At 71.9% G+C, this 21,449-nt stretch carries 19 protein-coding genes; 13 read left to right on the forward strand and 6 right to left on the reverse strand.

Annotation, left to right across the window (positions count from 1 at the left end):
- Positions 1 to 32: 32 nt before the first annotated feature.
- Entirely contained in the window at positions 33 to 1,334 is a 1,302-nt protein-coding gene (gene hemW, locus MOPEL_RS04440) for a radical SAM family heme chaperone HemW (RefSeq protein WP_009481662.1), read from the forward strand.
- A gap of 12 nt (positions 1,335 to 1,346) precedes the next feature.
- Here the strand turns inward: hemW and MOPEL_RS04445 are convergent, their stop codons facing one another.
- Both MOPEL_RS04445 and MOPEL_RS18905 read right to left on the reverse strand, forming a co-directional pair.
- A complete protein-coding gene (locus tag MOPEL_RS04445) occupies positions 1,347 to 2,492 on the reverse strand; it encodes an acyltransferase family protein (RefSeq protein WP_009481663.1) in 1,146 nt (381 codons plus the stop codon).
- A gap of 81 nt (positions 2,493 to 2,573) precedes the next feature.
- Positions 2,574 to 3,161: a nicotinate-nucleotide diphosphorylase gene (locus tag MOPEL_RS18905; RefSeq protein WP_009481664.1), complete on the reverse strand. Its 588-nt coding sequence runs from the start codon at positions 3,159 to 3,161 to the stop codon at positions 2,574 to 2,576.
- A gap of 100 nt (positions 3,162 to 3,261) precedes the next feature.
- Here MOPEL_RS18905 and MOPEL_RS18910 point away from each other — a divergent pair, with 100 nt between their 5' ends.
- Positions 3,262 to 3,468, forward strand: coding sequence for a hypothetical protein (locus MOPEL_RS18910; protein ID WP_169316276.1), 207 nt, complete (start codon positions 3,262 to 3,264; stop codon positions 3,466 to 3,468).
- 337 nt (positions 3,469 to 3,805) lie between these two features.
- A complete protein-coding gene (locus MOPEL_RS04460) occupies positions 3,806 to 6,175 on the forward strand; it encodes a GGDEF domain-containing protein (RefSeq protein WP_009481665.1) in 2,370 nt (789 codons plus the stop codon).
- Here MOPEL_RS04460 and MOPEL_RS17915 read toward each other — a convergent pair.
- Genes MOPEL_RS17915 through MOPEL_RS04470 form a run of 3 tightly spaced genes read right to left on the reverse strand, consistent with a single transcriptional unit; the run spans position 6,121 to position 8,069 of the window.
- Positions 6,121 to 6,633, reverse strand: coding sequence for an NUDIX hydrolase (locus MOPEL_RS17915; protein WP_009481666.1), 513 nt, complete (start codon positions 6,631 to 6,633; stop codon positions 6,121 to 6,123). The genes MOPEL_RS04460 and MOPEL_RS17915 overlap by 55 nt on opposite strands.
- Positions 6,630 to 7,103 (reverse strand): hypothetical protein, encoded by a 474-nt coding sequence (locus MOPEL_RS17920; protein WP_009481667.1) that lies wholly within the window; start codon positions 7,101 to 7,103, stop codon positions 6,630 to 6,632. Before MOPEL_RS17920 ends, MOPEL_RS17915 begins: the two co-directional genes overlap by 4 nt.
- A 60-nt stretch (positions 7,104 to 7,163) precedes the next feature.
- Positions 7,164 to 8,069 carry a DUF3097 domain-containing protein gene (locus MOPEL_RS04470; protein WP_040632901.1) on the reverse strand — a complete coding sequence of 302 codons (906 nt, stop codon included), beginning with the start codon at positions 8,067 to 8,069 and terminating at the stop codon, positions 7,164 to 7,166.
- Between the two features lie 197 nt (positions 8,070 to 8,266).
- Here MOPEL_RS04470 and hrcA point away from each other — a divergent pair, with 197 nt between their 5' ends.
- The 10 genes from hrcA (at position 8,267) to MOPEL_RS04520 (ending at position 20,627) form a co-directional block, all read left to right on the forward strand.
- Positions 8,267 to 9,301, forward strand: coding sequence for a heat-inducible transcriptional repressor HrcA (gene hrcA, locus MOPEL_RS04475; protein ID WP_009481669.1), 1,035 nt, complete (start codon positions 8,267 to 8,269; stop codon positions 9,299 to 9,301).
- 126 nt (positions 9,302 to 9,427) lie between these two features.
- Positions 9,428 to 10,552 (forward strand): molecular chaperone DnaJ, encoded by a 1,125-nt coding sequence (dnaJ, locus tag MOPEL_RS04480; RefSeq protein ID WP_009481670.1) that lies wholly within the window; start codon positions 9,428 to 9,430, stop codon positions 10,550 to 10,552.
- A gap of 15 nt (positions 10,553 to 10,567) precedes the next feature.
- Positions 10,568 to 11,320 carry a 16S rRNA (uracil(1498)-N(3))-methyltransferase gene (locus MOPEL_RS04485; protein WP_009481671.1) on the forward strand — a complete coding sequence of 251 codons (753 nt, stop codon included), beginning with the start codon at positions 10,568 to 10,570 and terminating at the stop codon, positions 11,318 to 11,320.
- A gap of 106 nt (positions 11,321 to 11,426) precedes the next feature.
- Positions 11,427 to 12,560, forward strand: a complete 1,134-nt coding sequence (locus tag MOPEL_RS04490) for a PhoH family protein (RefSeq protein WP_040632902.1) — start codon at positions 11,427 to 11,429, stop codon at positions 12,558 to 12,560.
- Entirely contained in the window at positions 12,557 to 13,024 is a 468-nt protein-coding gene (gene ybeY / locus MOPEL_RS04495) for an rRNA maturation RNase YbeY (RefSeq protein WP_009481673.1), read from the forward strand. The genes MOPEL_RS04490 and ybeY overlap by 4 nt, the downstream gene beginning before the upstream one ends.
- Positions 13,024 to 14,397, forward strand: coding sequence for a hemolysin family protein (locus MOPEL_RS04500; RefSeq protein ID WP_009481674.1), 1,374 nt, complete (start codon positions 13,024 to 13,026; stop codon positions 14,395 to 14,397). Before ybeY ends, MOPEL_RS04500 begins: the two co-directional genes overlap by 1 nt.
- Entirely contained in the window at positions 14,394 to 15,332 is a 939-nt protein-coding gene (era, locus tag MOPEL_RS04505) for a GTPase Era (RefSeq protein ID WP_009481675.1), read from the forward strand. Before MOPEL_RS04500 ends, era begins: the two co-directional genes overlap by 4 nt.
- 257 nt (positions 15,333 to 15,589) lie before the next feature.
- Positions 15,590 to 17,407, forward strand: coding sequence for a 2-isopropylmalate synthase (leuA, locus tag MOPEL_RS04510; protein WP_009481676.1), 1,818 nt, complete (start codon positions 15,590 to 15,592; stop codon positions 17,405 to 17,407).
- Between the two features lie 69 nt (positions 17,408 to 17,476).
- Positions 17,477 to 18,427 (forward strand): ATP-binding cassette domain-containing protein, encoded by a 951-nt coding sequence (locus MOPEL_RS15720; RefSeq protein ID WP_009481677.1) that lies wholly within the window; start codon positions 17,477 to 17,479, stop codon positions 18,425 to 18,427.
- Between the two features lie 10 nt (positions 18,428 to 18,437).
- Positions 18,438 to 20,627 (forward strand): YhgE/Pip family protein, encoded by a 2,190-nt coding sequence (locus MOPEL_RS04520; RefSeq protein WP_009481678.1) that lies wholly within the window; start codon positions 18,438 to 18,440, stop codon positions 20,625 to 20,627.
- 70 nt (positions 20,628 to 20,697) lie between these two features.
- Here the strand turns inward: MOPEL_RS04520 and MOPEL_RS04525 are convergent, their stop codons facing one another.
- Positions 20,698 to 21,342, reverse strand: coding sequence for an alpha-ketoglutarate-dependent dioxygenase AlkB (locus MOPEL_RS04525; RefSeq protein WP_009481679.1), 645 nt, complete (start codon positions 21,340 to 21,342; stop codon positions 20,698 to 20,700).
- Positions 21,343 to 21,449: the final 107 nt, after the last annotated feature.

The following is a 21,449-nucleotide window of genomic DNA, read 5'->3' on the forward strand; positions in this document are numbered from 1 at the left end:
TCGGGTCGTCGTGTGGTGGCAGACTGCGCCTCGTGCCTGGACGACTCCCCGACGGTGACCCTGCCCCCCTCTCCGGTGAGCTGCCGGCTGCGGCCGTGGAGGAGTTCACCGACGCCGGGCGCCGCGGGTCCGGATCCTTCGGCGCCTACGTCCACGTGCCGTTCTGCCTCCGCCGATGCGGGTACTGCGACTTCAACACGTACACGCCCCGGGAGCTCGGCGGTGAGCACGCGAGCGCACTCACGGGCCCCTACCTCGAGGCGCTGCTCGCCGAGATCCGTCTCGCCGGACGTGTGCTGCCGCGGCGCCCGTTCGACACGGTGTTCTTCGGTGGCGGCACGCCGACGCTCCTCGAACCGGAACAGCTCGGCGCCGTCCTCACTGCGCTCGACGAGACGTTCGGCCTCGCGTCGGACGTCGAGGTGACGACGGAGGCCAACCCCGACACCGTGGATCCGGCGACCCACCCCGGGCGCATCGAGGCACTCGCCGGGATCGGCATCACCCGGATGAGCCTCGGAATGCAGTCCGCCATGCCGCACGTGCTCGCGACCCTCGACCGCACCCACGACCAGGGAGCGGTCGGACGCAGCGTCGAGGCGGCCCACGGCGTCGGTCTCGCGACGAGCGTGGACCTCATCTACGGCACGCCGGGGGAATCCCTCGACGACTGGCGGCGATCCCTGGAGGCGGCGATCGCCCTGCGCCCGGACCACGTCTCGGCCTACGCGCTCGTCGTCGAGGAGGGGACCCGGCTCGCGGCGCAGGTGCGTCGCGGCGTGGTGCCTGCGCCGGAGGACGACGACGAGGCCGACAAGTACGAACTCGCCGACGCCCTGCTGTCCGCCGCCGGGTACCGGTGGTACGAGGTGAGCAACTGGTCCGCGACCGACGTCGGGGTGTGCCGCCACAACGAGGGCTACTGGCGCAGTGATCCGTGGTGGGGGTTCGGGCCGGGCTCGCACAGCCACGTCGGTGGGGTGCGGTGGTGGAACGTCCGTCACCCGGCGGCCTACGCGAACCGTCTCGGCTCGGGGGAGTCCCCGGCGCAGGCCCGCGAGATCCTCGGCGCGGACCAGCGGTACGTGGAGGACGTCATGCTCCGCATGCGACTCGCCGAGGGGCTGCCGCCCAGGGCTCTCGCGCCCGAGGGGCGGGCGGCCGTGCCCGGCATCGTCAGGGACGGACTCGCGGTGCTCACGGGTGACACCCCCGAGGACGAGGTCGCCGGGTCGGACCCCGGTGGCGGCGTCGACGCGTCCGACGGTCGGATGGTCCTCACCGAGCGCGGGCGGCTACTCGCCGACACCGTGCTCCACCGTCTCCTCGGCTGACGGCGGGAACGGTCAGGACGCGACGGGCACCGGTCGGCGGGTCGTGCGCGCCGAACGGGTGAGGCGGTCCTTGACGGCCTGCGGCGGGTCGAAGAGCACTGCGAGGCCGACGGCCTTGAGGGCCTTCTCCAGAGTCATGCACACGACGATGACGACGGCGGTCGCGAGGATCGGGTAGGCGACATCGGCGAGTTCGCTCGTGAGCCACGGCCGGAACCATTCGGGCCGTACCATGCCGACCCACGTGAGCAGGGCGACGAGCGGCCAGTGGAGCACGTAGATTCCGAGCGTGCGCCGGCCCACCCAGGCGCCGGGCACGCGGAGGAACGGGACGCGGGCGACGATCTTCGCGATGGCCAGGAACGCGACGGCCGCGCACAGCCCACCCGCGACGACGGCCGGGTACGCGAATACGCCGTCGACCATCTCGACGACCAGCGTGAGACCGGCGTAACCGACGAGCGCGACGACGGTGGCGAGGCGGGAGGCGGTGAGCGCGACGAGTTGCTCCCCGAGGAGGGCGCCCACGGCGTAGAAGATCGCCCGGGGCATGCCGGCCGCGTCATGGGTGATCACCATCGCGGCCCATCCCACGACGAAGAATCCGGCAAGGACGATCGGGACGGGCACACGCCGCGTCGCGGCGAGGACGGCGAGCGATACGAAGAGGACGTAGACGAACCACAGCGGACCGCTCTGCGGATACAGCAGGCTCGCGAGGAGACCCGGCCACGACCGCCCCTCGTAGGGGGCGTCCCCCATCGAGGGGAAGAACAGGACACCGAGCGCGAAGAACACGAGGGTCCACACGAGGTAGAGGTGGAAGTTCGTCGCGATCGCGATGCGAGTGCGGGCGTAGCCGAGACCTTCGCGCACCTTCGTGCGGGCGAGGTAGCCCGAGAGGAGGAGCAGCAGCGGCATGCGCAGATCGGCGAGGATCGCCGTGTTGAACAGGACCCACGCGCGCGCGACCGGACGCCCGTGGGAGTCCGGTGCGAGCGGGAAGACGTGGAAGAGGCCGACGTGGAGGAGGACCACGGCGATGACGCAGAACCCTCGGGCCATGTCGATCCAGGCGAGGCGTGGTGCGGCCAGGCCCTGCGTCGACGATCCCGTATTCCCCTGCTGCGGATTCTCGTGCTGCGGCGTGACGCGCACACTCGTCCCTCCTGCCGTCACCCGACTGGGCGCCCCCGGTGCCCGGCCGGACGGTGCCCGGCCGGACGGTGCCCGGCCCGGTCAAGAGTAACGGGTGTCGGACGGGCGTCCATGGTCGGACGTTGCGCACAGAGTCCGTCGGGCAGTCCGGACACGTCCTCCCCGGCGGATCTCGCTGCCGGAACGGGCCACGTCGAGCGGGTGGCACCGTCCACGTGCGGAACACGCGCACGCCTGCGGCGCGGCGCGACGGGCGGCGGTGGGTCGGCGATCATCGGTGGTCGAGGCCGATGCCATGCCGCCCGCGAAGGCGGGGTGGCCGTCCTTGACGAGGACGGCGTCGTCGAGACCGAAGCGATGGTTCGCGCCACCGCCCGCCCGCACCGCGGCCTTCTCGAGCGCCCGCAGGCCCGGAGTCGTCGTGCGGGTGCAGCAGACGGCGGCCCCGGTGCACGCGACGGCATCGACGAGTTCCGCCGTGGCCGTCGCGACGCCCGACAGGTGGGAGGGGAGGTCGAGCGCCACACGCTCACCGGTGAGGAGGACGGGCACGGCGTCGTCCGACGTGCAGCACACGTCGGACTCGGCCTTCACGGCCGCCGACGTGTCGACATAGGTGACGACGGGGAGCCCGGGATGCGCGGCCCGTACGTCGCGGACGTCCTGCACGGTGACGCTCTACGCGAGGGAGCACCAGGCGAGGGGGCCGGGCACGAGGACGATCGCCTCGGGGTGAGAGGAGCCTGGCCGTCTCGGCCATGAAGTGCACGTGGAAGATCTCCGGCGTCTGGTAGAAGTGCGCGAGCACGACGGCGTTGCGCTCGGCGTCGAGGGCGTGGCTCGCGCCGACGTCGTCGGTGAACGTCGCCTACTCGAGGGCCGGGACGACGTCGGCGACGCGCTCGTAGGCGAGGTCGCTCGGGCGGGGGAAGAGAGAACGGTCATGCCTACCTCCTCGGGCTCATGTTCGAGGTGAGCATGAGGATTCTGTTCTTTCGGAGCACAATGGGTGGGAGGCATCACTCGGGCTCTGCCTGCACGTGCCTGCACGGGCCTGCACCGAGCTGCGGCCGGTCGTGCCCGACGAGTGCAGCGGCATGGCGTGGGTCACGCCGCGACGCCTCCACGCCGGTTGCGTCGGACGAGGTCGGGCGCCGGATCCCGGGCGGCGGCGAGGAAGTTCGCGCGCCACGGATCGGATCGGCCCGGCATCGCGGCAGCGGGCCCGGATCCGGATAGCGTCGGGGCCGTCGTCGGCGCTCAGGAAGGACGGGTGGCGGCCGACGGGAACGGCGGTGACGAGGAGGCCGGCGGTGAGCAACCCCACGAGCGTGCACCGCGGTCGAGCGCCGCGGCGCTGCGTGCTCTCCGCATCACGGTCGTCGACCCCGCGCCTCCCGCGCCGCACCTCCGCACCCCCTCGCCCGACCCAGGAGCCCGAGGAGATCGGCGGACGGGTCACCGCCCTCGACCGGATCCTCTTCGCCCTCGGGTTGGGACTCATCGCGGCGACGATGGTGATCCACGTCGACGATCCCGACGGGGTCGGCGAGTACGTGTACGCCGGCACGAGCGCGCTGCTCCTCCTCGTCGCCGCCCTCGGCCCCATCCTCCGCCGAGCCCGCCCACGACGGGCCTGGCTCTTCGGCTCGCTCGGCGCGTTCCTCTTCGCCTGCTCGAGCGGCGGGGTCGTCTTCCCCTACGAGGTCGGACCGTTCGAGCTGACGGACATGTCCTTCTTCGGCGGATACCTCGCGCTCGTGGTCCTCTTCGTGCGTCTCACCCGGTTGAGCAGCCCCAGGCGGGACGACTCCTACCTCCCGGACGCCCTCGCCGGGACGGCGGGCGTCGCCCTCGCCCTGTGGCCGTCCGTCCTCGCGCCGCTGAGTACGACCGACCTCCCCGGGGGGGTCGTGTGGGCCGCCTACCCGCCGCTCGACGCCACCGTGCTCGCTCTCGCCATCCACCTCACGTTGAGACTTGGGCGGGTGACGCGGCCCCTCGGGTGGTTCCTCGTGAGTCTCCTCCTCGGGTTCACGCTCGACACGGTCTCGACCGTGTGGAAGGTGCTCGGGGCGGACTCCACGCACGTCGTCCTCGAAACGGGCTTCCTCCTCGGTCACTTCACGCTCGCGTGCGCGCTGTGCCATCCGGCGCTCAACGAGCAGTGGGAACGTCCGGCCGAGGGGAGCGCCAGGCGACACCCGGAGCGGTCCGCGGCGTTCGCCGTCCTCACGCTCTCGCCCGCGATCCTCGCGATCACGATCCCCGTCGTCGGGCACGTCGACGCGGCCGTGCGGGCGCTGTTCGTCGTCGTCATCCTCGCGCTGCTCTTCGTCCGCATGCACCGGACGCTCCAGGAGCTCTCCCGTGCCGAGGAGGACAGCCACCATCGTGCGACCCACGACGAGCTCACCGGCCTCCTCAACCGACCCGCCCTCCTCGCCCACCTCGCGCGCCGCCGCGAGATCGACCGCCGCCTGGGGCGTCACACCGTCGTGCTGTTCCTCGACTGCGACGACTTCAAGTCCGTCAACGACACGTGGGGTCACGTCGCCGGGGACACCCTTCTCCAGGCCGTCGCCGACCGGTTCCGCTCGACGCTCGCCCGGTCGGAGACGCCGGGACGCCTCGGCGGCGACGAGTTCGTCGTCGTCGGATCCGTCGTCGGCCCCGAGGCCGGGATGGCCCTCGCCACGCAAGTACGGCGTCTCTTCGACGAACCGCTCGTCATCCTCCCTGGTCGTGTCCACGCGATGACCCCGTCGATCGGCGTCGCCGTCGCCGACCCCGAGGACGACGTGAGCACCGACACGCTGCTCGTCCGCGCCGACCTCGCGATGTACGAGGCCAAGCAGCAGGGCAAGGGCCGCGTCGTCGTCTTCGGGGAGGTGCTCGAGCGCCGCAGCGGTTGCCGCACCGCCGTGGCGGCACGTCTCGCCGACGCGCTCCGGACGGGGACGGTGGACGTCGTCCTGCGGCCGATCATGGGCGGACCCGATTACGTTCGCCTCGCCGGGTGGGAGGCCTGCCCGCGGTGGGACGACGCCGAGCTCGGCGCCATCGAACCGGAGATGCTCATCGCCCTCGCCGGCCGGCTCGACCTCTCCCGCGACCTCGACCAACTCGTCCTCCGTCGGATACGCGACCGCGTCGCCGCGCATCGACTCGACGTGCGCGACGTCGTCGTCCACGTCGACGTCTCGCCCTCGTTCCTCCGGCGGTCCGAGTCCGTCGGCCTCGTCCGCGAGATCGTCGGGGGCGCCGGACTTCCGCCGGGCCACCTTCACCTCCAGGTGCCCGAGTCGACGCTGATCGACCCCGACCCGGAGGTGCGGGGCGTGCTCGAGGTGCTCCGTCGCACGGGCGCCCTCCTCTGCGCCACCGGCGTCGGCGCGGGCCGCGCTTCCCTCCCCGCGGTCCTCTCGCTCGCGGCCGACGCGGCGACGATCGACCGGTCGCTCCTCACCGGCCTCGGCGAGGACGAGGAGGCCTCGCGCCGGTACGCCGCCGTTCTCGGGCTGCTCCGCGGCCTCGGCACGGACCGTGTCGTCGCCGACGGCGTGACCACCGCCGCGCAGGAGGCCGAACTCCTCCGCCTCGGGTGTCCCACCGTGCGTGGCCCGCGCTACGACGCCCCGATCGACGCCGACTCGACCTGGCGGGCCGACGCCGCGGGCTGACCCGTCGAACGCGACGCGATGCGGCGCCCGGTATCAGTACCCGCGGGAGGGAGACAGGTTCGTCCCCCGGCGTAGCGTCCGAGCTCGACCTCGTGGCGGAACCGGTAGAGCTTCGCGGGTCGTCCCCTGGTGGCCGGCTCCCGGTCCCCGGTCTCCTCGACGAGGTGCTGCTGCTGGACGAGGCGCCGGAAGTTCTGGGTGTGGAGCGTCGCGCCGGCGATGTCCTCGACGTACGTCTGGAGTTGCCCGAGGGTGAACTCGGTGGGCACGAGTTCGAAGACGACGGGCCGGTACTGGATCTCCGCCCGCAACCGGTCGACGCCGGTGGCGAGGACGCGCCGGTGGTCGTGGAGCATCCGGCGTCCTGTCGCGTCCGCGGTGGCCGCGTCGGCGCCGGACTCCGCCGTGAGGCCCGCCTCGTGGAGCAGCTGGTAGCGCTGCAGCGCGAACTCGCTCACCAACCGGGGCCCGAACGCCGCGTCGACGCGCCCGCGACGGTCCTCCCGGACGGCGTCGGTGGCACCCGTCGCGGCCCAGGCGTGCAGCCGCCCGTGGAGGCCCTCCGCGAGTTCGCGCGACGCGGCATCCCGCCGATCCTCCCCAGGGGGAGGAACTCCGACCACGGGCGCCACGCGAACGCCGTCGCCGGTCGTCGCGCCGCGATCATCGGGGCGGGAGCGTCGTCCTCGACATGGGTGAGGCCGAGGTAGCTCGCCGAGAGGAGTCGGTGGTGCGGGCCCACCCGTTCGCGGTCGGCGAAGGCGTGGAGCTGCTCGACGTAGCCGAGCGTGACGCCCGTCTGGTCCACGACCCACGCACGCAGGCTCGTGTGCAGGCTGCGGTGCTCGGCCCGCAGCGGCCCCGAGGGCAACCGCGGTACGCTCTCGGGCGCCCCGACGATGAGCACCTCGGCGCCCCGAGGCGTCACCGCGACGACGACGGCGCCTCACTGGCGACGAGATCCGTACCTCCGGGGGAGAGGGACACGTCAGCCATCCTGTCCGGCGATCGGCCCGCCCGAGGCGCCGACGGTGACGAAGTCGATGAGCTCTTCGACGCGGCCGAGGAGTTCGGGCTGGAGGTCGGCGTAGCTGCGCACGGTGCCGAGGATGCGCTTCCACCCGCGCGCGACGTCCGCCTGCGTCTCGTGGGGCCAACCGAGCTCGGCGAGGATCCCATGCTTCCACGACGTCCCCCGCGGGATCGTCGGCCACCGCTCCCAGCCGAGCCGTTCCGGCCGCACCGACTCCCACACATCGACGTAGGGGTGCCCGACGATGCACACGTGCTGCGCGTAGCGGCGCACCCGGCGCGCCTCCTCGACGATGCGGTACTCCTTCGTGCCCGGCACGAGGTGGTCGACGAGGACGCCCATGCGGCGGTCGGCGGTGGGCGCGAAGTCGCGGATGAGGGCCGCGAGGTCGTCGACGCCGTCGAGCATCTCGACGACGACGCCCTCGGCCCGCAGGTCGTCGCCCCACACCTTCTCGACGAGTTCGGCGTCGTGACGGCCCTCGACGAAGAGGCGGGAACGGCGGGCGACGCGCGCCGGGGTACGGGGCGCTGCGATGGAGCCGCTCGCGGTGCGGGACGCGGCCTTGCGTGCCTGCGCGAGGTCGGCCTTCCTCCGCGCGGTCGGCACGGTGAGCACGGCGGGCCGCCCCTCGACGAGGAACCCGGGGCCGAGGGGGAACCCCTTGACGCGTCCCCGCCGGTCCTCGAGGTGGACGACCTGCATGCCGCCCGCCTTCTCGACGGCGACGACGGCGCCGCACCACCCCGTCTCGACGTCCTCGACGACGAGGCCCGTCTCGGCCTCTATCGGGGTCGCCCTGCCTCCGCGGGCCGCCTTCCAGTCACCGGCGAGCACGTCACGGCCGTATCGATCGTTCACCGGAGCATCGTAGACTTGGCAGTCGGGCGCGCCGAGTGCCAACGGACGTCCGGGCGGCATGTCCCGGCGCGACCCGCACGACCGACCGGCCACCCCCGCCCGACCTCCGGGCCCACCCACCGGATCGACACGACCGGCCCGCACACCGCCACGGGCCACGCCCGGCCGGGCACCGCCACACGAGAGGAGCGCATGCGATGAGCGAGGAACGTCGTCTGGTGGTCCTGCGTGCCATCGTCGAGGACTACGTGAGCACCTCCGAGCCGGTCGCCTCCAAGGCGCTCCTCGAGCGCCATCAGCTCGGGGTGTCGGCCGCGACCATCCGCAACGACATGGCCGCCCTCGAGGACGCCGGGCTCATCGCCGCGCCGCACACGAGCGCCGGCCGGGTTCCCACCGACGCCGGATATCGGCTCTTCGTCGACCGGCTCAGCGAGGTCCGCCCCCTCACGCCCGCCCAGCGCACGGCCATCGCCCGGTTCCTCGAGGGCGCCGTCGACCTCGACGACGTCGTCGACCGCACCGTGCGGCTCCTCGCCTCGCTCACCCAGCAGGTCGCGATGGTGCAGTACCCCTCGCTCACCCGCTCCCGCGTCCAGCACATCGAGCTCGTCCCCGTCGGGCCCGGGCGCGTCATGGTCGTCCTCATCCTCACGACCGGCCGCGTCGAGCAGCGCGTCGTCCCCGTCGACCGAGACCTCACCACCGTCGAGGGCGAGAGCTGCCTCGCCTCCATCCGCGGCCGCCTCAACGCGGAGGCCCGCGACATCCCCCTCGTCGACGTCGCCGCCCGGTTCGCCGTGCTCCCCGAGGACATGGCACCCGAGGACCGCGAGCTCGTCCGCGCCATCGTCGACGCCCTCGACTTCGCCCTCGTCGAGGAGCGCGAGGAACGCGTCGTCCTCGCCGGCACCGCCAACCTCGCCCGCGTCGGCGCCGACTTCCCCCTCACCATCGGGCCCGTCCTCTCCGCGCTCGAGGAACACGTCGTGCTGCTCCGGTTGTTCGACACGTTGGCCACCGAGATCGACCAGAGCGACATCGCCGTCACCATCGGCCACGAGAACCCCCACGTCGGACTCGCCGAGACCTCTGTCGTCTCCGCGGGGTACGGTGCCGGGGACGACGTCGTCGGTGGGCTCGGCGTCCTCGGCCCCACCCGTATGGACTACCCACGCACGATGGCCGCGGTGCGCGCCGTCGCCCGCTACGTCTCCGGAATGTTCGGATGACCCGCCGGTGATCCCCGCCCGCCGTGACGACCCCGGCCTCCTCTATCGCCGAGCCGCCGTGCTCCCCGTGACCCACCTGTCCGCCTCCCGCGCGTCCGCGCGGGGGATCCCGTCGAAGGACCCGCTGTGAACGACTACTACGCCGACCTCGGGGTGAGCCGTGAGGCCACCGCCGAGGAGATCAAGAGGGCCTACCGCCGCAAGGCGCGCAAGCTCCACCCCGACGTCAACCCCGGCCCGGAGGCCGAGGCGGAGTTCAAGAAGGTCAGCCAGGCCTACGACGTCCTCGGCGACCCGGCCAAGAAGCAGCAGTACGACATGGGCGCCGACCCCTACGGCGGCATGTCCGGCAGCTACGGCCAGGGGTTCAGCTTCACCGACATCATGGACGCGTTCTTCGGCGGTGCCGCCACCGCCTCGCGCGGCCCCCGTTCGCGCGTGCAGCGCGGCCAGGACGCCCTCATCCGCGTCGACATCGACCTCGAGACCGCCGTCTTCGGCGGCGACCAGGAGGTCGTCGTCGACACCGCCGTCGTCTGCGAGACGTGCCACGGCGACGGCAAGCAGCCCGGCACCGGCACCCGCACCTGCGACATCTGCGGCGGCCGCGGCGAGGTGCAGCAGGTCCAGCGGAGCTTCCTCGGCCAGGTCATGACGTCGCGACCCTGTACCGCCTGCCACGGGTTCGGCGAGATCATCACCGACCCGTGCTTCGACTGCTCCGGCAACGGCCGTGTGCGCACGCGTCGCACCCTCACGCTCGCCGTGCCCGCCGGCGTCGACACCGGCACGCGCATCCAGCTTGCCGGCGAGGGCGAGGTCGGCCCCGGCGGCGGCACGCCCGGCGACCTCTACGTCGAGGTCCAGGTCAAGCCCCACGAGAAGTTCCAGCGTCGCGGCGACGACCTCCACTGCGTCGTCGAGGTGCCGATGACGGCCGCGGCCCTCGGCACGGTGCTCGAGTTCGACACCCTCGACGGCCCCACCGAGTTCACCGTCAAGCCCGGCGCGCAGTCCGGCGAGGTGACGACGATCAAGGACCACGGCGTCACGCACCTGCGCGGTTCCGGCCGCGGCGACCTCCTCGTCACCCTCCGCGTCGTCACCCCGACCAAGCTCGACCACGAGCAGGAGGAACTCATGCGGCGCCTCGCGGAGATCCGCGGGGAGAAGAACCCCTCCGGCCGGGTGAGCCACGTCGACTCCGGCGGGCTCTTCGGCAAGCTGCGTGACGCGTTCCTCGGTAAGTGAGCAGGCGGTGAGCAGGTGACCGCCGCGCTGTACCGCCTGCCCGAGGGGACCCTCGCCGCCCGTGCACCGGGCGACGTCGTCGTCCTCGACGGCGAGGAGGGTCACCACGCCGCCACCGTCAAGCGGGCCGGCGTGGGGGAGGAGATCCTCCTCGCCGACGGCTCCGGTCGTCTCGGTCACGGCGTCGTCGTCGCGACCGGGGACGGCACCGCCGACGTCCGTCTCGTGACGATCGAGGACGCGGCCGTCGCCGGTGCGCGCTTCGTGCTCGTCCAGGGCCTCGCCAAGGGTGGCCGAGACGAGCAGGCCGTCGAGGCCGCGACCGAGCTCGGCGTCGACGGCGTCATCGCCTGGCAGGCGCGACGGTGCATCGTCCGGTGGAAGCCGGAGCGGGCCGCGCGGTCGCTCGTGAAGTGGCGCACGGTCGCGACGGCCGCCGCCAAGCAGTCACGTCGGGCGACGACCCCCGAGGTCGACGGCCCCTGCTCGACCGCCGATCTCGTCCGGCGGCTCGGCGGCCCCGACGCACCCGTGCTCGTGCTCGTGCTTCACGAAGACGCCGAGGAGCCTCTCGCGTCGTTCGACCTCCCCGAGGCGGGCGACGTGTGGCTCCTCGTCGGCCCCGAGGGCGGCATCGCGCCCGAGGAGCTCGACACCCTCACCGCCGCCGGTGCCCGACCCGTGCGTCTCGGGTCGACGGTGCTGCGCTCCTCGAGCGCCGGCCCCGCCGCCCTCGCCGTCCTCAGCGCACGGACCCGCTGGCGCTGACCGTCCCGTGACACGCCCGTCGCGTCTCGCCTCGGACCCGCGCCGTCGGCCTCCGGGCCGAGGCGACGGAGGGTCGCCCGTGGGAGCACCTAGACTCGTCGATGACATGAGTGAGAACCCCACCGGCCGCAGGGCCGCATCCGTCCCCGACTCCTCGACGCCCGCGGCGTCCGGGTCCCCCGCCGACGCGAACGCCCCCGAGGCGTCGCGCACCGTCGTCATCCCGGCGGGCATGTCGATGGTCTCCCTCCTCGGCCCCCACGACCAGCTGCTCACCGTCATCGAACGGTCGTTGCCGCGTCTCGAGGTCTACGTGCGGGGCAACGAGATCCGCCTCGAGGGGAGCATCGGCGACGTCACGCTCGCCGAGGAGCTGTTCGAGGAGCTGCTCCTCGTCGCCGCCGCCGGCCAGTCGATCAACCGCGACGCCGTCGAACGGTCGATCCGGATGCTCGCCGCGCGCACACGGGAGCGGCCCGCGGAGGTGCTCACCCAGAACATCCTCTCCTCGCGCGGCCGCTCGATCCGACCCAAGACGCTCGGTCAGAAGCGGTACGTCGACGCGATCGACCGCAACACGGTCGTCTTCGGCATCGGCCCCGCCGGTACGGGCAAGACCTACCTCGCGATGGCGAAGGCCGTCGCGGCGCTGCAGGCCAAGCAGGTCAACCGCATCATCCTCACGCGTCCCGCGGTCGAGGCGGGGGAGCGGCTCGGGTTCCTCCCGGGCACCCTCACCGACAAGATCGACCCCTACCTGCGGCCCCTCTACGACGCGCTGCACGACATGGTCGACCCGGACTCCATCCCGCGCCTCATGGCCACCGGCACCGTCGAGGTCGCCCCGCTGGCCTACATGCGTGGCCGGACGTTGAACGACGCGTTCATCATCCTCGACGAGGCGCAGAACACCTCCGCCGAACAGATGAAGATGTTCCTCACCCGCCTCGGGTTCGGCAGCACGGTCGTCGTCACCGGCGACGTCACCCAGGTCGATCTGCCCGGCGGAACCCAGTCGGGTCTCCGGGTCGTGCAGGACATCCTCACCGGTGTCGAGGACATCCACTTCTCCTACCTCACGAGCGAGGACGTCGTCCGTCACCGCCTCGTCGGCGACATCGTCGACGCCTACGGCCGCTGGGACGAGGCGCGGCAGCGCCAGGAGCAGCGCGCCGGTGGACGACGGGGTACGACGTCCCAGGGCCATCGCGACCAGACCGTCGAGAGGGGAGAGGCATGAGCATCGAGGTCCTCAACGAGTCCGGCGTCGACGTCGACACCGAGGAGCTGTACGACTGCGCCCGGTACGTCCTCACCGAGATGCGGGTCCACCCCCGCGCCGAGCTGTGCATCACGTGCGTCGACGAGGCCGCGATGGAGGTCCTCCACGTCAAGTGGATGGACCTTCCCGGTCCCACCGACGTCATGAGCTTCCCCATGGACGAGCTGCGCCCCGGCAGTGAGGGCGCGACGAGCCTCGAGGGCGTCCTCGGCGACGTCGTCGTGTGCCCCCAGGTCGCGGCCCGCCAGGCCGCCGGCGCCGGTCACACCACCGCCGAGGAGATGCTCCTCCTCGTCACCCACGGCATCCTCCACCTCCTCGGCTTCGACCACGCCGAGCCCGAGGACGAGAAGGACATGTTCGACCGGCAGCGCACCCTCCTGCTCACCTACCTCGCCGGTCGGGGGCGGCCCGGCACGTGATGACCGACCTCCTCCAGCTCGGCGCGGGCTTCGCCTCCTGCCTCGTCGTCGCGTTCCTCCTTGCCGCCGGTGAGGCCGCGATCTCGCGTGTCTCCCACTCCGCCGCACTCGAATGCGTCGAGTCGGGCCGCCGCGGCGCGAAGGCACTCGCCACCATCGCCGAGGACGCTTCCGGTTACATCGCCGTGACGACGTTCGTGCGCGTCGCGGCCGAGACCACCGCGGCCGTCCTCGCGACGATCGTCGCGATCCAGTTCATCCCGGGCACGAGTCGCGCGACGGCCGTCGCCATCGCCGTCATGATCCTCACGTCGTTCGTCATCGTCGGCGTGAGCCCCCGCACCCTCGGCCGCCAACACGCCGAGTCGATCGCCCTGCGCGCTGCGCCCGGCATCGTCCTCCTCCGGCGCGTCCTCGGCCCGATCGCATACCTGCTCATCCTCGTCGGCAACGCCGTCACGCCCGGCAAGGGCTACAAGGACGGCCCGTTCGCCTCCGAGGCCGAACTGCGCGACCTCGTCGACCTCGCCGGGGAGTCCCGCGTGATCGAGGCCGACGAGCGGGAGATGATCCACTCCGTCTTCGAACTCGGCGACACCGTCGCCCGCGAGGTCATGGTGCCCCGGCCCGACATGATCGCCATCGACCGCGACAAGTCGCTCCGGCAGGCGATGTCGTTGTTCCTCCGCAGCGGTTTCTCCCGGTTGCCCGTCGTCGGGGAAGGTGCCGACGACCCCATCGGCATCCTTTACTTCAAGGACGTCGCCGCGCAGATCCACGCCAACCCGCGCACCGCACTCGACGGCGTCGAGTCCGTCATGCGGCCCGTGACGTTCGTTCCCGACAGCAAACCCGCGGGCGCCCTCCTGCGCGACATGCAGGCCGAGGCCATCCACATCGCGGTCGTCGTCGACGAGTACGGCGGCACCGCGGGGCTCGTCACCATCGAGGACATCCTCGAGGAGATCGTCGGCGAGATCTCCGACGAGTACGACCCCGAACTCCCCGGCGTCGAGGAGCTCGAGGGTGGCGCCGTCCGGGTGCCCGCGACGATGCACGTCGACGACCTCGGCGAACTGTTCGGCATCGAGCTCGAGGACGACGACGTCGACACCGTCGGAGGCCTCCTCACCAAGGCCCTCGGCCGCGTGCCCATCCTCGGGTCCACCGGCACCGTCGCCGGACTCACCCTCACCGCCGAACGCATGGCCGGTCGTCGTCACCGTCTCGCGAGCGTCGTCGTCACCCGGGAGGAACCCCCGGCCGAGGCCGAGCCCGAACCCGCTCCCGAGCACCACCGCGGGCACCGCCACGAAGGCGGGTCACACGTGTTCCACTTCGACCACAGCGACGACCACGAGGAGACAGCATGAGCGACCTCATCGGCGGGGCCACGCCGGACGGATACCGCGCCGGGTTCGCCTGCCTCGTGGGCCGCCCCAACGCGGGCAAGTCGACCCTCACGAACGCCCTCGTCGGCGACAAGGTCGCCATCACGTCGAGCAAGCCGCAGACCACCCGCCACACCATCCGCGGGATCCGCACGACGGAGGAGTCCCAGCTCGTCCTCGTCGACACCCCCGGCCTGCACAAGCCGCGCACGCTCCTCGGTCAGCGGCTCAACGACCTCGTCCGGGAGACGCTCCTCGACGTCGACGTCGTCGGCTTCTGCCTGCCGGCCGACCAGCGCGTCGGACCCGGCGACACGTTCATCGCCGCCGAGCTGGCCGACCTGCGCCGCGCACGCCGCACACCGGTCGTCGCCGTCGCGACGAAGAGCGACCTCGTCGACAAGCAGCGCCTCGCAGAGCACCTCATCGCCATCGACACGCTGGGGGAGTGGGACGCGATCGTGCCCTGCTCGGCCACCCGCGGCGACCAGGTCGACGTCGTCGCGCGCGAACTCGCACGGCGGCTGCCGCTCTCGCCCAAGCTGTACCCGGACGACGTCCTCACCGACGAGCCACAGATCGTCATGATCGCGGAGCTCGTGCGTGAGGCCGCGCTCGAAGGCGTCCGCGACGAGCTGCCGCACAGCCTCGCGGTCGTCGTCGAGGAGATCGTGCCGCGCGAGGGGCGTCCCGAGGGATCTCCCATATCCGACGTGCGCGTCAACGTCTTCGTCGAACGCGACAGCCAGAAGGCGATCATCATCGGCCGGGGTGGTTCCCGGCTCCGCGAGGTCGGGACGCGCGCGCGGGCCGGCATCGAGGAGCTCCTCGGGCAGCGGGTCTACCTCGACCTCCACGTCAAGGTCGCCAAGGACTGGCAGCGCGACCCCAAGCAGCTGCGCCGCCTCGGGTTCTGACGCGCACCCGACGTCGACGGGGTGAGGTCGACAGGGCGGGTTGCGGACCCGGGCGACGGCGCGCCGAAGTGTGAGACGGTGTCTCACACTTCGGCGCGCGCCACGCTACAGTGACCGGCATGCTGCGCGCGTCCACGGCTCCCCGCCCCCGGGGACGACTCCTTAGCCGCCGCGACGAGGTCTCCTGACAGGCCCCCTCGTCGCGGAGTTCGTGATGCCCGGCCTGACCCCTCAGCCGTCACGACCAGGAGCCCCGCATGAGCACCACCACCCCGACGTCGCCGTACACGACGAACCGCCAGCAGCCCTCGGGCATGCCGATCGCCAAGTACGTGCCGTTCCACGAGCAGATCGCCATCGACCTCCCCGACCGCACGTGGCCGGAGAAGACGATCACGAAGGCGCCCCGCTGGTGCGCCGTCGATCTCCGCGACGGTAACCAGGCCCTCATCGACCCGATGAACGCCGAGCGCAAGCTGCGGATGTTCGAGCTCCTCGTCCGCATGGGCTACAAGGAGATCGAGGTCGGGTTCCCCAGCGCCAGCCAGACCGACTTCGACTTCTGCCGTCTCCTCGTCGAGGGCGGCCACATCCCCGACGACGTGACGATCCAGGTCCTCACCCAGGCGCGGGACCACCTCATCGAGCGCACCTTCGACGCGATCGACGGCGCCAAGAGCGCGATCGTCCACCTCTACAACTCGACCTCGGTGCTGCAGCGCCGCGTCGTGTTCGGCAAGGACCAGGACGGCATCCTCGACATCGCGCTGCAGGGCGCGAAGCTGTGCAAGAAGCTCGAGGAGGCGATCCCGAACACGCACATCACGTACGAGTACTCCCCGGAGTCCTTCACGGGCACCGAGCTGGAGTTCGCCGTGCGCGTCGTCAACGAGGTCGCGGAGGTCTTCGACCCCACGCCGGAGAACCCGATGATCGTCAACCTGCCGGCGACGGTCGAGATGGCGACCCCGAACGTCTACGCCGACTCCATCGAGTGGATGTGCCGCCACCTCACGCGCCGCGACTCGATGATCGTCTCCCTCCACCCGCACAACGACCGCGGCACCGGCGTCGCGGCCGCGGAGCTCGGCTACCTCGCGGGTGCCGACCGCATCGAGGGCTGCCTCTTCGGCAACGGTGAGCGCACGGGCAACGTCTGCCTCGTCACCCTCGGCCTCAACATGTTCAGCCAGGGCGTCGACCCGCAGATCGACTTCACCAACATCGACGAGATCCGTCGCACCGTCGAGCACTGCAACCAGCTGCCCGTCCACGAACGTCACCCCTACGGGGGAGACCTCGTCTTCACGGCCTTCTCCGGGTCCCACCAGGACGCGATCAAGAAGGGCTTCGACGACATGGAACGTCAGAGCCGCGAGACGGGCAAGAGCGTCGACGAGCTCGTGTGGGGCGTCCCCTACCTGCCCGTCGACCCTCACGACCTGGGCCGCAGCTACGAGGCCGTCGTACGCGTCAACAGCCAGTCCGGCAAGGGTGGCGTCGCGTACCTCATGCGCAACGAGCACCACCTGGACCTCCCGCGCCGCATGCAGATCGAGCTGTCGGGTGTCGTGCAGAAGCACACGGACACCGCGGGTGGCGAGATGAGCGCCTCCGCCCTGTGGGAGGTCTTCAGCGACGAGTACCTGCCCGGCACCGGTGAGGGCGAGCGGGCGTGGGGGCGGTTCACGCCGCTCGGCGTGCGCAGCGTGAGCGAGGGTGAAGGCAGGGATCACGTCTGGGTGGCCGCCCGCGACGGTGACCGTGAGGTGGAGATCGAGGGTACGGGCAACGGCCCCATCGCCGCGTTCGTCGACGGACTCTTGCGCGTCGGCATCGACGTCCGCGTCCTCGACTACGCCGAGCACGCGATGACCTCCGGTCAGGACTCCCGCGCGGCCGCGTTCGTCGAGTGCGCCATCGGCGAGCGGGTCCTCTGGGGTGTCGGTCTGCACAACTCGATCGTCCGCGCCTCGATCTCGGCCATCCTCTCGGCCGTCAACCGCGCCGAGCGCGACCGGGCCGCGGCGCCCGACGGAGGCACCCGGATCAGCCGCCCCGGCGGCGGGCCCTGATGCGTCCGCCCTGCCGTCCGGTCTCCGGTGCCGGACGGTAGGGTGAGCCCGCTCGATCTTGGAGGTGTCATGGAGGACCCGGTTCTCGTCGCGCGCGATCTCATGGCCGACGGGTCGCAGGGAAGGATCTTCGGCCCCGTCGACCTCGCGCTCTACCCACGCCAGATGTGCGTGGTCACCGGGCCGTCCGGCTCCGGTCGCTCGTCACTGCTGCTCGCGCTGTGCGGGCGGTTCCGCCCCGCCACGGGCAGCCTCGAGATCGCCGGTGTCGACGCCATGGCACGGCCCTACGACGCGCTCGAACACACGACGATCGCCCGGCTCGGCGACTTCGTCGGCCCCGAGGATCGCCTGACCCTCGAGGAGTCGATCCTCGATCGGGCGTACATCGAAGGGGTCGACCCCGAGGTCGCGCTCGCACGCGCCGACCACATGGCCGAGGTGCTCGGCGTGCGGGGCGACTCCAAGGCCCTCCTCGAGGACATGGAGGCCTTCGACCGGGCGGTCGTCGCGGTCGCCCTCGCCCTCGTGCGTCCGGCGAGCATCATCGCCCTCGACGACGCCGACATGCGGATCCGCCACCGCGACCTGCCTCGCCTCTACTCCGCGCTGCAGCGCCTCATCGACATCGACGGGGCGGCCCTCGTCGTGTCGGTCTCCGACGACGACTGCATGCCCGAGGGATCGGTCGTGGTCCCGCTCGGCAGAGACGTGGCCCCCGCCTTCGAGCCGATCCCGGAGGAGGCGCCGGAGGGCGACCCCACCGCGACCTTCGACGCCGCGGCACCGGAACCGTCGCTGGGACGCCACGCGGCGCCCCCCGGGACCGGTCCGGGCGAGGAACCGGCGTCGCCGCAGGGGCCCCACGGGCCGGGTCGCCACGAGGCGCCCGGCGCGGACGCCCCCGGCGCACCCGATCCCCGATCCGCGGGAGGAGACCCCGTGGAGGGGTCGCGCCCGCGCCCCCGGGTGACACGCCCCGCCGACCCCGACGCACCCTCCACCCCCGCGGACTCGTGAGGACCACTCGATGCTCCTGAAGCGCTTTCTCATCCTCGTCAAGCACGAGTTCACGAGATTCCGGGGCCGTTCCCGGCTGGCACTCCTCTTCGTCCTCCTCATCCCGCTCCTCTACGGCGGCATCTACCTGCACGCCAACTGGGACCTCTACGGGCACATCAAGGACATCAAGGTCGCCGTCGTCAACCACGACAAGCCGGCCACGTTCGGCGACAAGCGCATCAGCGGAGGCAAGGACTTCGTCAACGCCCTCAAGGAGCGTCCGCAGTTCGACTGGCAGTTCCTCGGCGAGGACGACCAGAAGGCCCTCGACGGCCTCCGCGACGGCGACTACTACATGATCATCACGATCCCCGAGGACTTCTCGGAGAACCTCGTGAGCGCCGGCGACTTCACCCCGAAACGGGCCGGCCTGGAGCTGCGCCGCGACGACGCGAACGGCTTCATCGTCGGCACCCTCACCGGCAAGGCCGATGACGCCCTCGGCAAGACGCTCGACGCCACCGTCTCGGAGACGTACTTCCAGGCCCTCTTCGTCAACGTCGACAAGATGCGCCAGGGCCTCGTCGCCGCAGCGGACGGGGCGAAGAAGCTCGACACCAACCTCGCCAAGGCCGCCGACGGCGTCCACCAGCTCGACACCGCCGTCACCGCCGCGGTCGACGACAACCGCGGCGTGCAGAAGTCGGTCGACGCCGCCTCCCGCGGCATCACCCAGGTCGAGAAGGGCGGCGATCGGATCGCCGACGGCGTCGGCACCGCGGGCAAGGGAGCCGAGGCCCTCACCGGGGCGGCGCGGGGAGCCGTCGCGGACGTCCGTCGCGTCAACGACGCCGCACGCCCGCTCGTCGACTTCGCCGAGAAGGACATCCCCAAGGTCCTCGCCAAGTCCAAGGACCTCGTCGACGTCACCGGCACCCTCACGGGCCCGTCCGACGGCTCGGTGCTCACGGTCCGCCGCCAGGTCGACGTCGGCCGGGACTCCGTGCGCCGCCTCGGCGCCTCCCACCCCGAGCTCGCCGACGACCCCGACTACGTCGCGCTCACCCGCTCGATGGACGGGGCGCTCGAGTCGACGACGGAGGTCGAGTCCAATCTCGGCGTCGTCGCCCGCCTCAGCGGCGGTATCAACGCCGACCTCGACCCCGCGCGGCTCCAGGCCGCGGGCAACGCCGTCAAGTCCGCCGTCGCCACGGCCGACAACCGCGCCGCGCAGATCGACTCCGGCCTCGCCCAGGTCGAGAACGGTCTCGGCCAGGCGCAGGGCGGTGTCGCCGACCTCCGCGCCGGCGCCCGCCAACTCGGTTCCGCGGGGCGGGGGATGACCGACAAGGCGACAAAGGCGCTCTCCGGCCTCGTCGAGTTGAGCAACGCCCTCGGCCGCCTCGACACGGCGATGCCGCAGCTCTCGAGCGGTGCCCACGACCTCGCGGGTGGCCTCGCCAAGGGCGTCGCGCAGGTGCCCGCGCTCTCGGAGGACCAGCGCGCCAACCTCAGCTCCGTCATGGCGCAGCCCGTCGACATCCATCAGACCGTCGACCACGACGCGAAGTTCTACGGTCGAGGCCTCGCGCCGATGTTCTTCTCGATCGCCCTGTGGATCGCCTGCGTGTCGACGTTCCTCGTGCTCCGCACGATCTCCGGCCGGGCGCTCCTCGGCCGGGCAGGCGCGGCGCGCCGGGCGCTCCTCGGATTCGGGGCCCCCGCCCTCGTCGGCACGGCGGGCGCACTCCTCATGGGTGCGGGCGTGTGGCTCTTCCTCGGGCTCGACCCCGTGCACCCGGTGAAGTTCTGGCTGCTGCTCGTCGTCGCCTCACTCGCGTTCATGGCGTTGGCGTACTGGATCCGACTCGTGCTCGGCTCGCCGCAGACGGCCGTGTTCCTCGTGCTGCTCATCCTGCAGCTGCCCGCCTGCGGCGGCGTGTTCCCCACGACGATGCTCAACCCGTTCTACCAAGCGCTCTCGGTCGTCTCGCCGATGAAGTACAGCGTCGACGCGTTCCGAGTCGCGATCTCCGGTGGGCAGGACTCGCACTACTGGGTGGCGCTCGGCGTGCTCGGTGCGATCCTCGCCGTCTCGCTCGGGATCATCGGGTTCCTCGTCCACCGCAAGCAGCGGTTCGGCATGCGCGACCTGCACCCGCCGATGGTGACGTCGACGAGCACGGCCGACTATGCGTTCTCCGTCCACCCACGCTGACACCGATCCGCCCCGTCGCTCCGCCCCTCCAGGGCGCCGGAGCGACGGGTCGCCGTGGCCTTCGAGGGTGTCAGCGCACGTCGTAGGGCCGGAACTGCACGCTGATGCGCGGGCCCACGGCGCCGGCGATCTTGGGGATCGCGTGGTGCCACGTGCGCTGGCACGAACCGCCCATGACGACGAGGTCGCCGTGGCCGACGACGAAGCGCAACGTGCCGCCGCGGTGCTCGGCACGGGCGCGATCGGACACGGGGCGGAGCAGCAACGGCCGCGGCGTGCCGAGGGAGACGATGGCGACCATCGTGTCGTGCGTCGCCGACCGGCCGATGTCGTCGCCGTGCCAGGCGACCGAATCGCGCCCGTCGCGGTAGAGGCACATGCCCGCCGTGACGAACGGCTCGCCGAGCTTCGGGGCGTAGTGGCGGGAGAGGGCCTCACGGGCCTCGCGGAGGACCGGATGGGGGAGTGGTTCGCCCGCTCCGTAGAACCGGAGCAGGCGGGGTGTGTCGACGTCGCGGTCGTACATCCGGCGACGTTCGGCCCGCCAGTCGACGCGCTCGTGCAGGTGGGCGAACACCTCGTCGGCCCCGGTGAGCCAACCGGGGCGCACGTCGACCCACGCGCCGTCGGCGAGCGGTGTCCGCCGTGTCGCGGCCAACGGCCTCAGCCCGATCTCGTCGACGTCGTCGAGGAGCGACCCCTGCAGGTGGAACATGTGTACGAGTATCGCACGCGTGTTCGCGTCACCGCCATGCCCTGACAGCCGCACCGCCTCGTCGACCCGCCGGTCTCCGACACGACCCGGCCCGTGTGCTTTGCTGT

The sequence above is a fragment of the Mobilicoccus pelagius NBRC 104925 genome, assembly GCF_000247995.1.
Classification (GTDB): domain Bacteria; phylum Actinomycetota; class Actinomycetes; order Actinomycetales; family Dermatophilaceae; genus Mobilicoccus; species Mobilicoccus pelagius.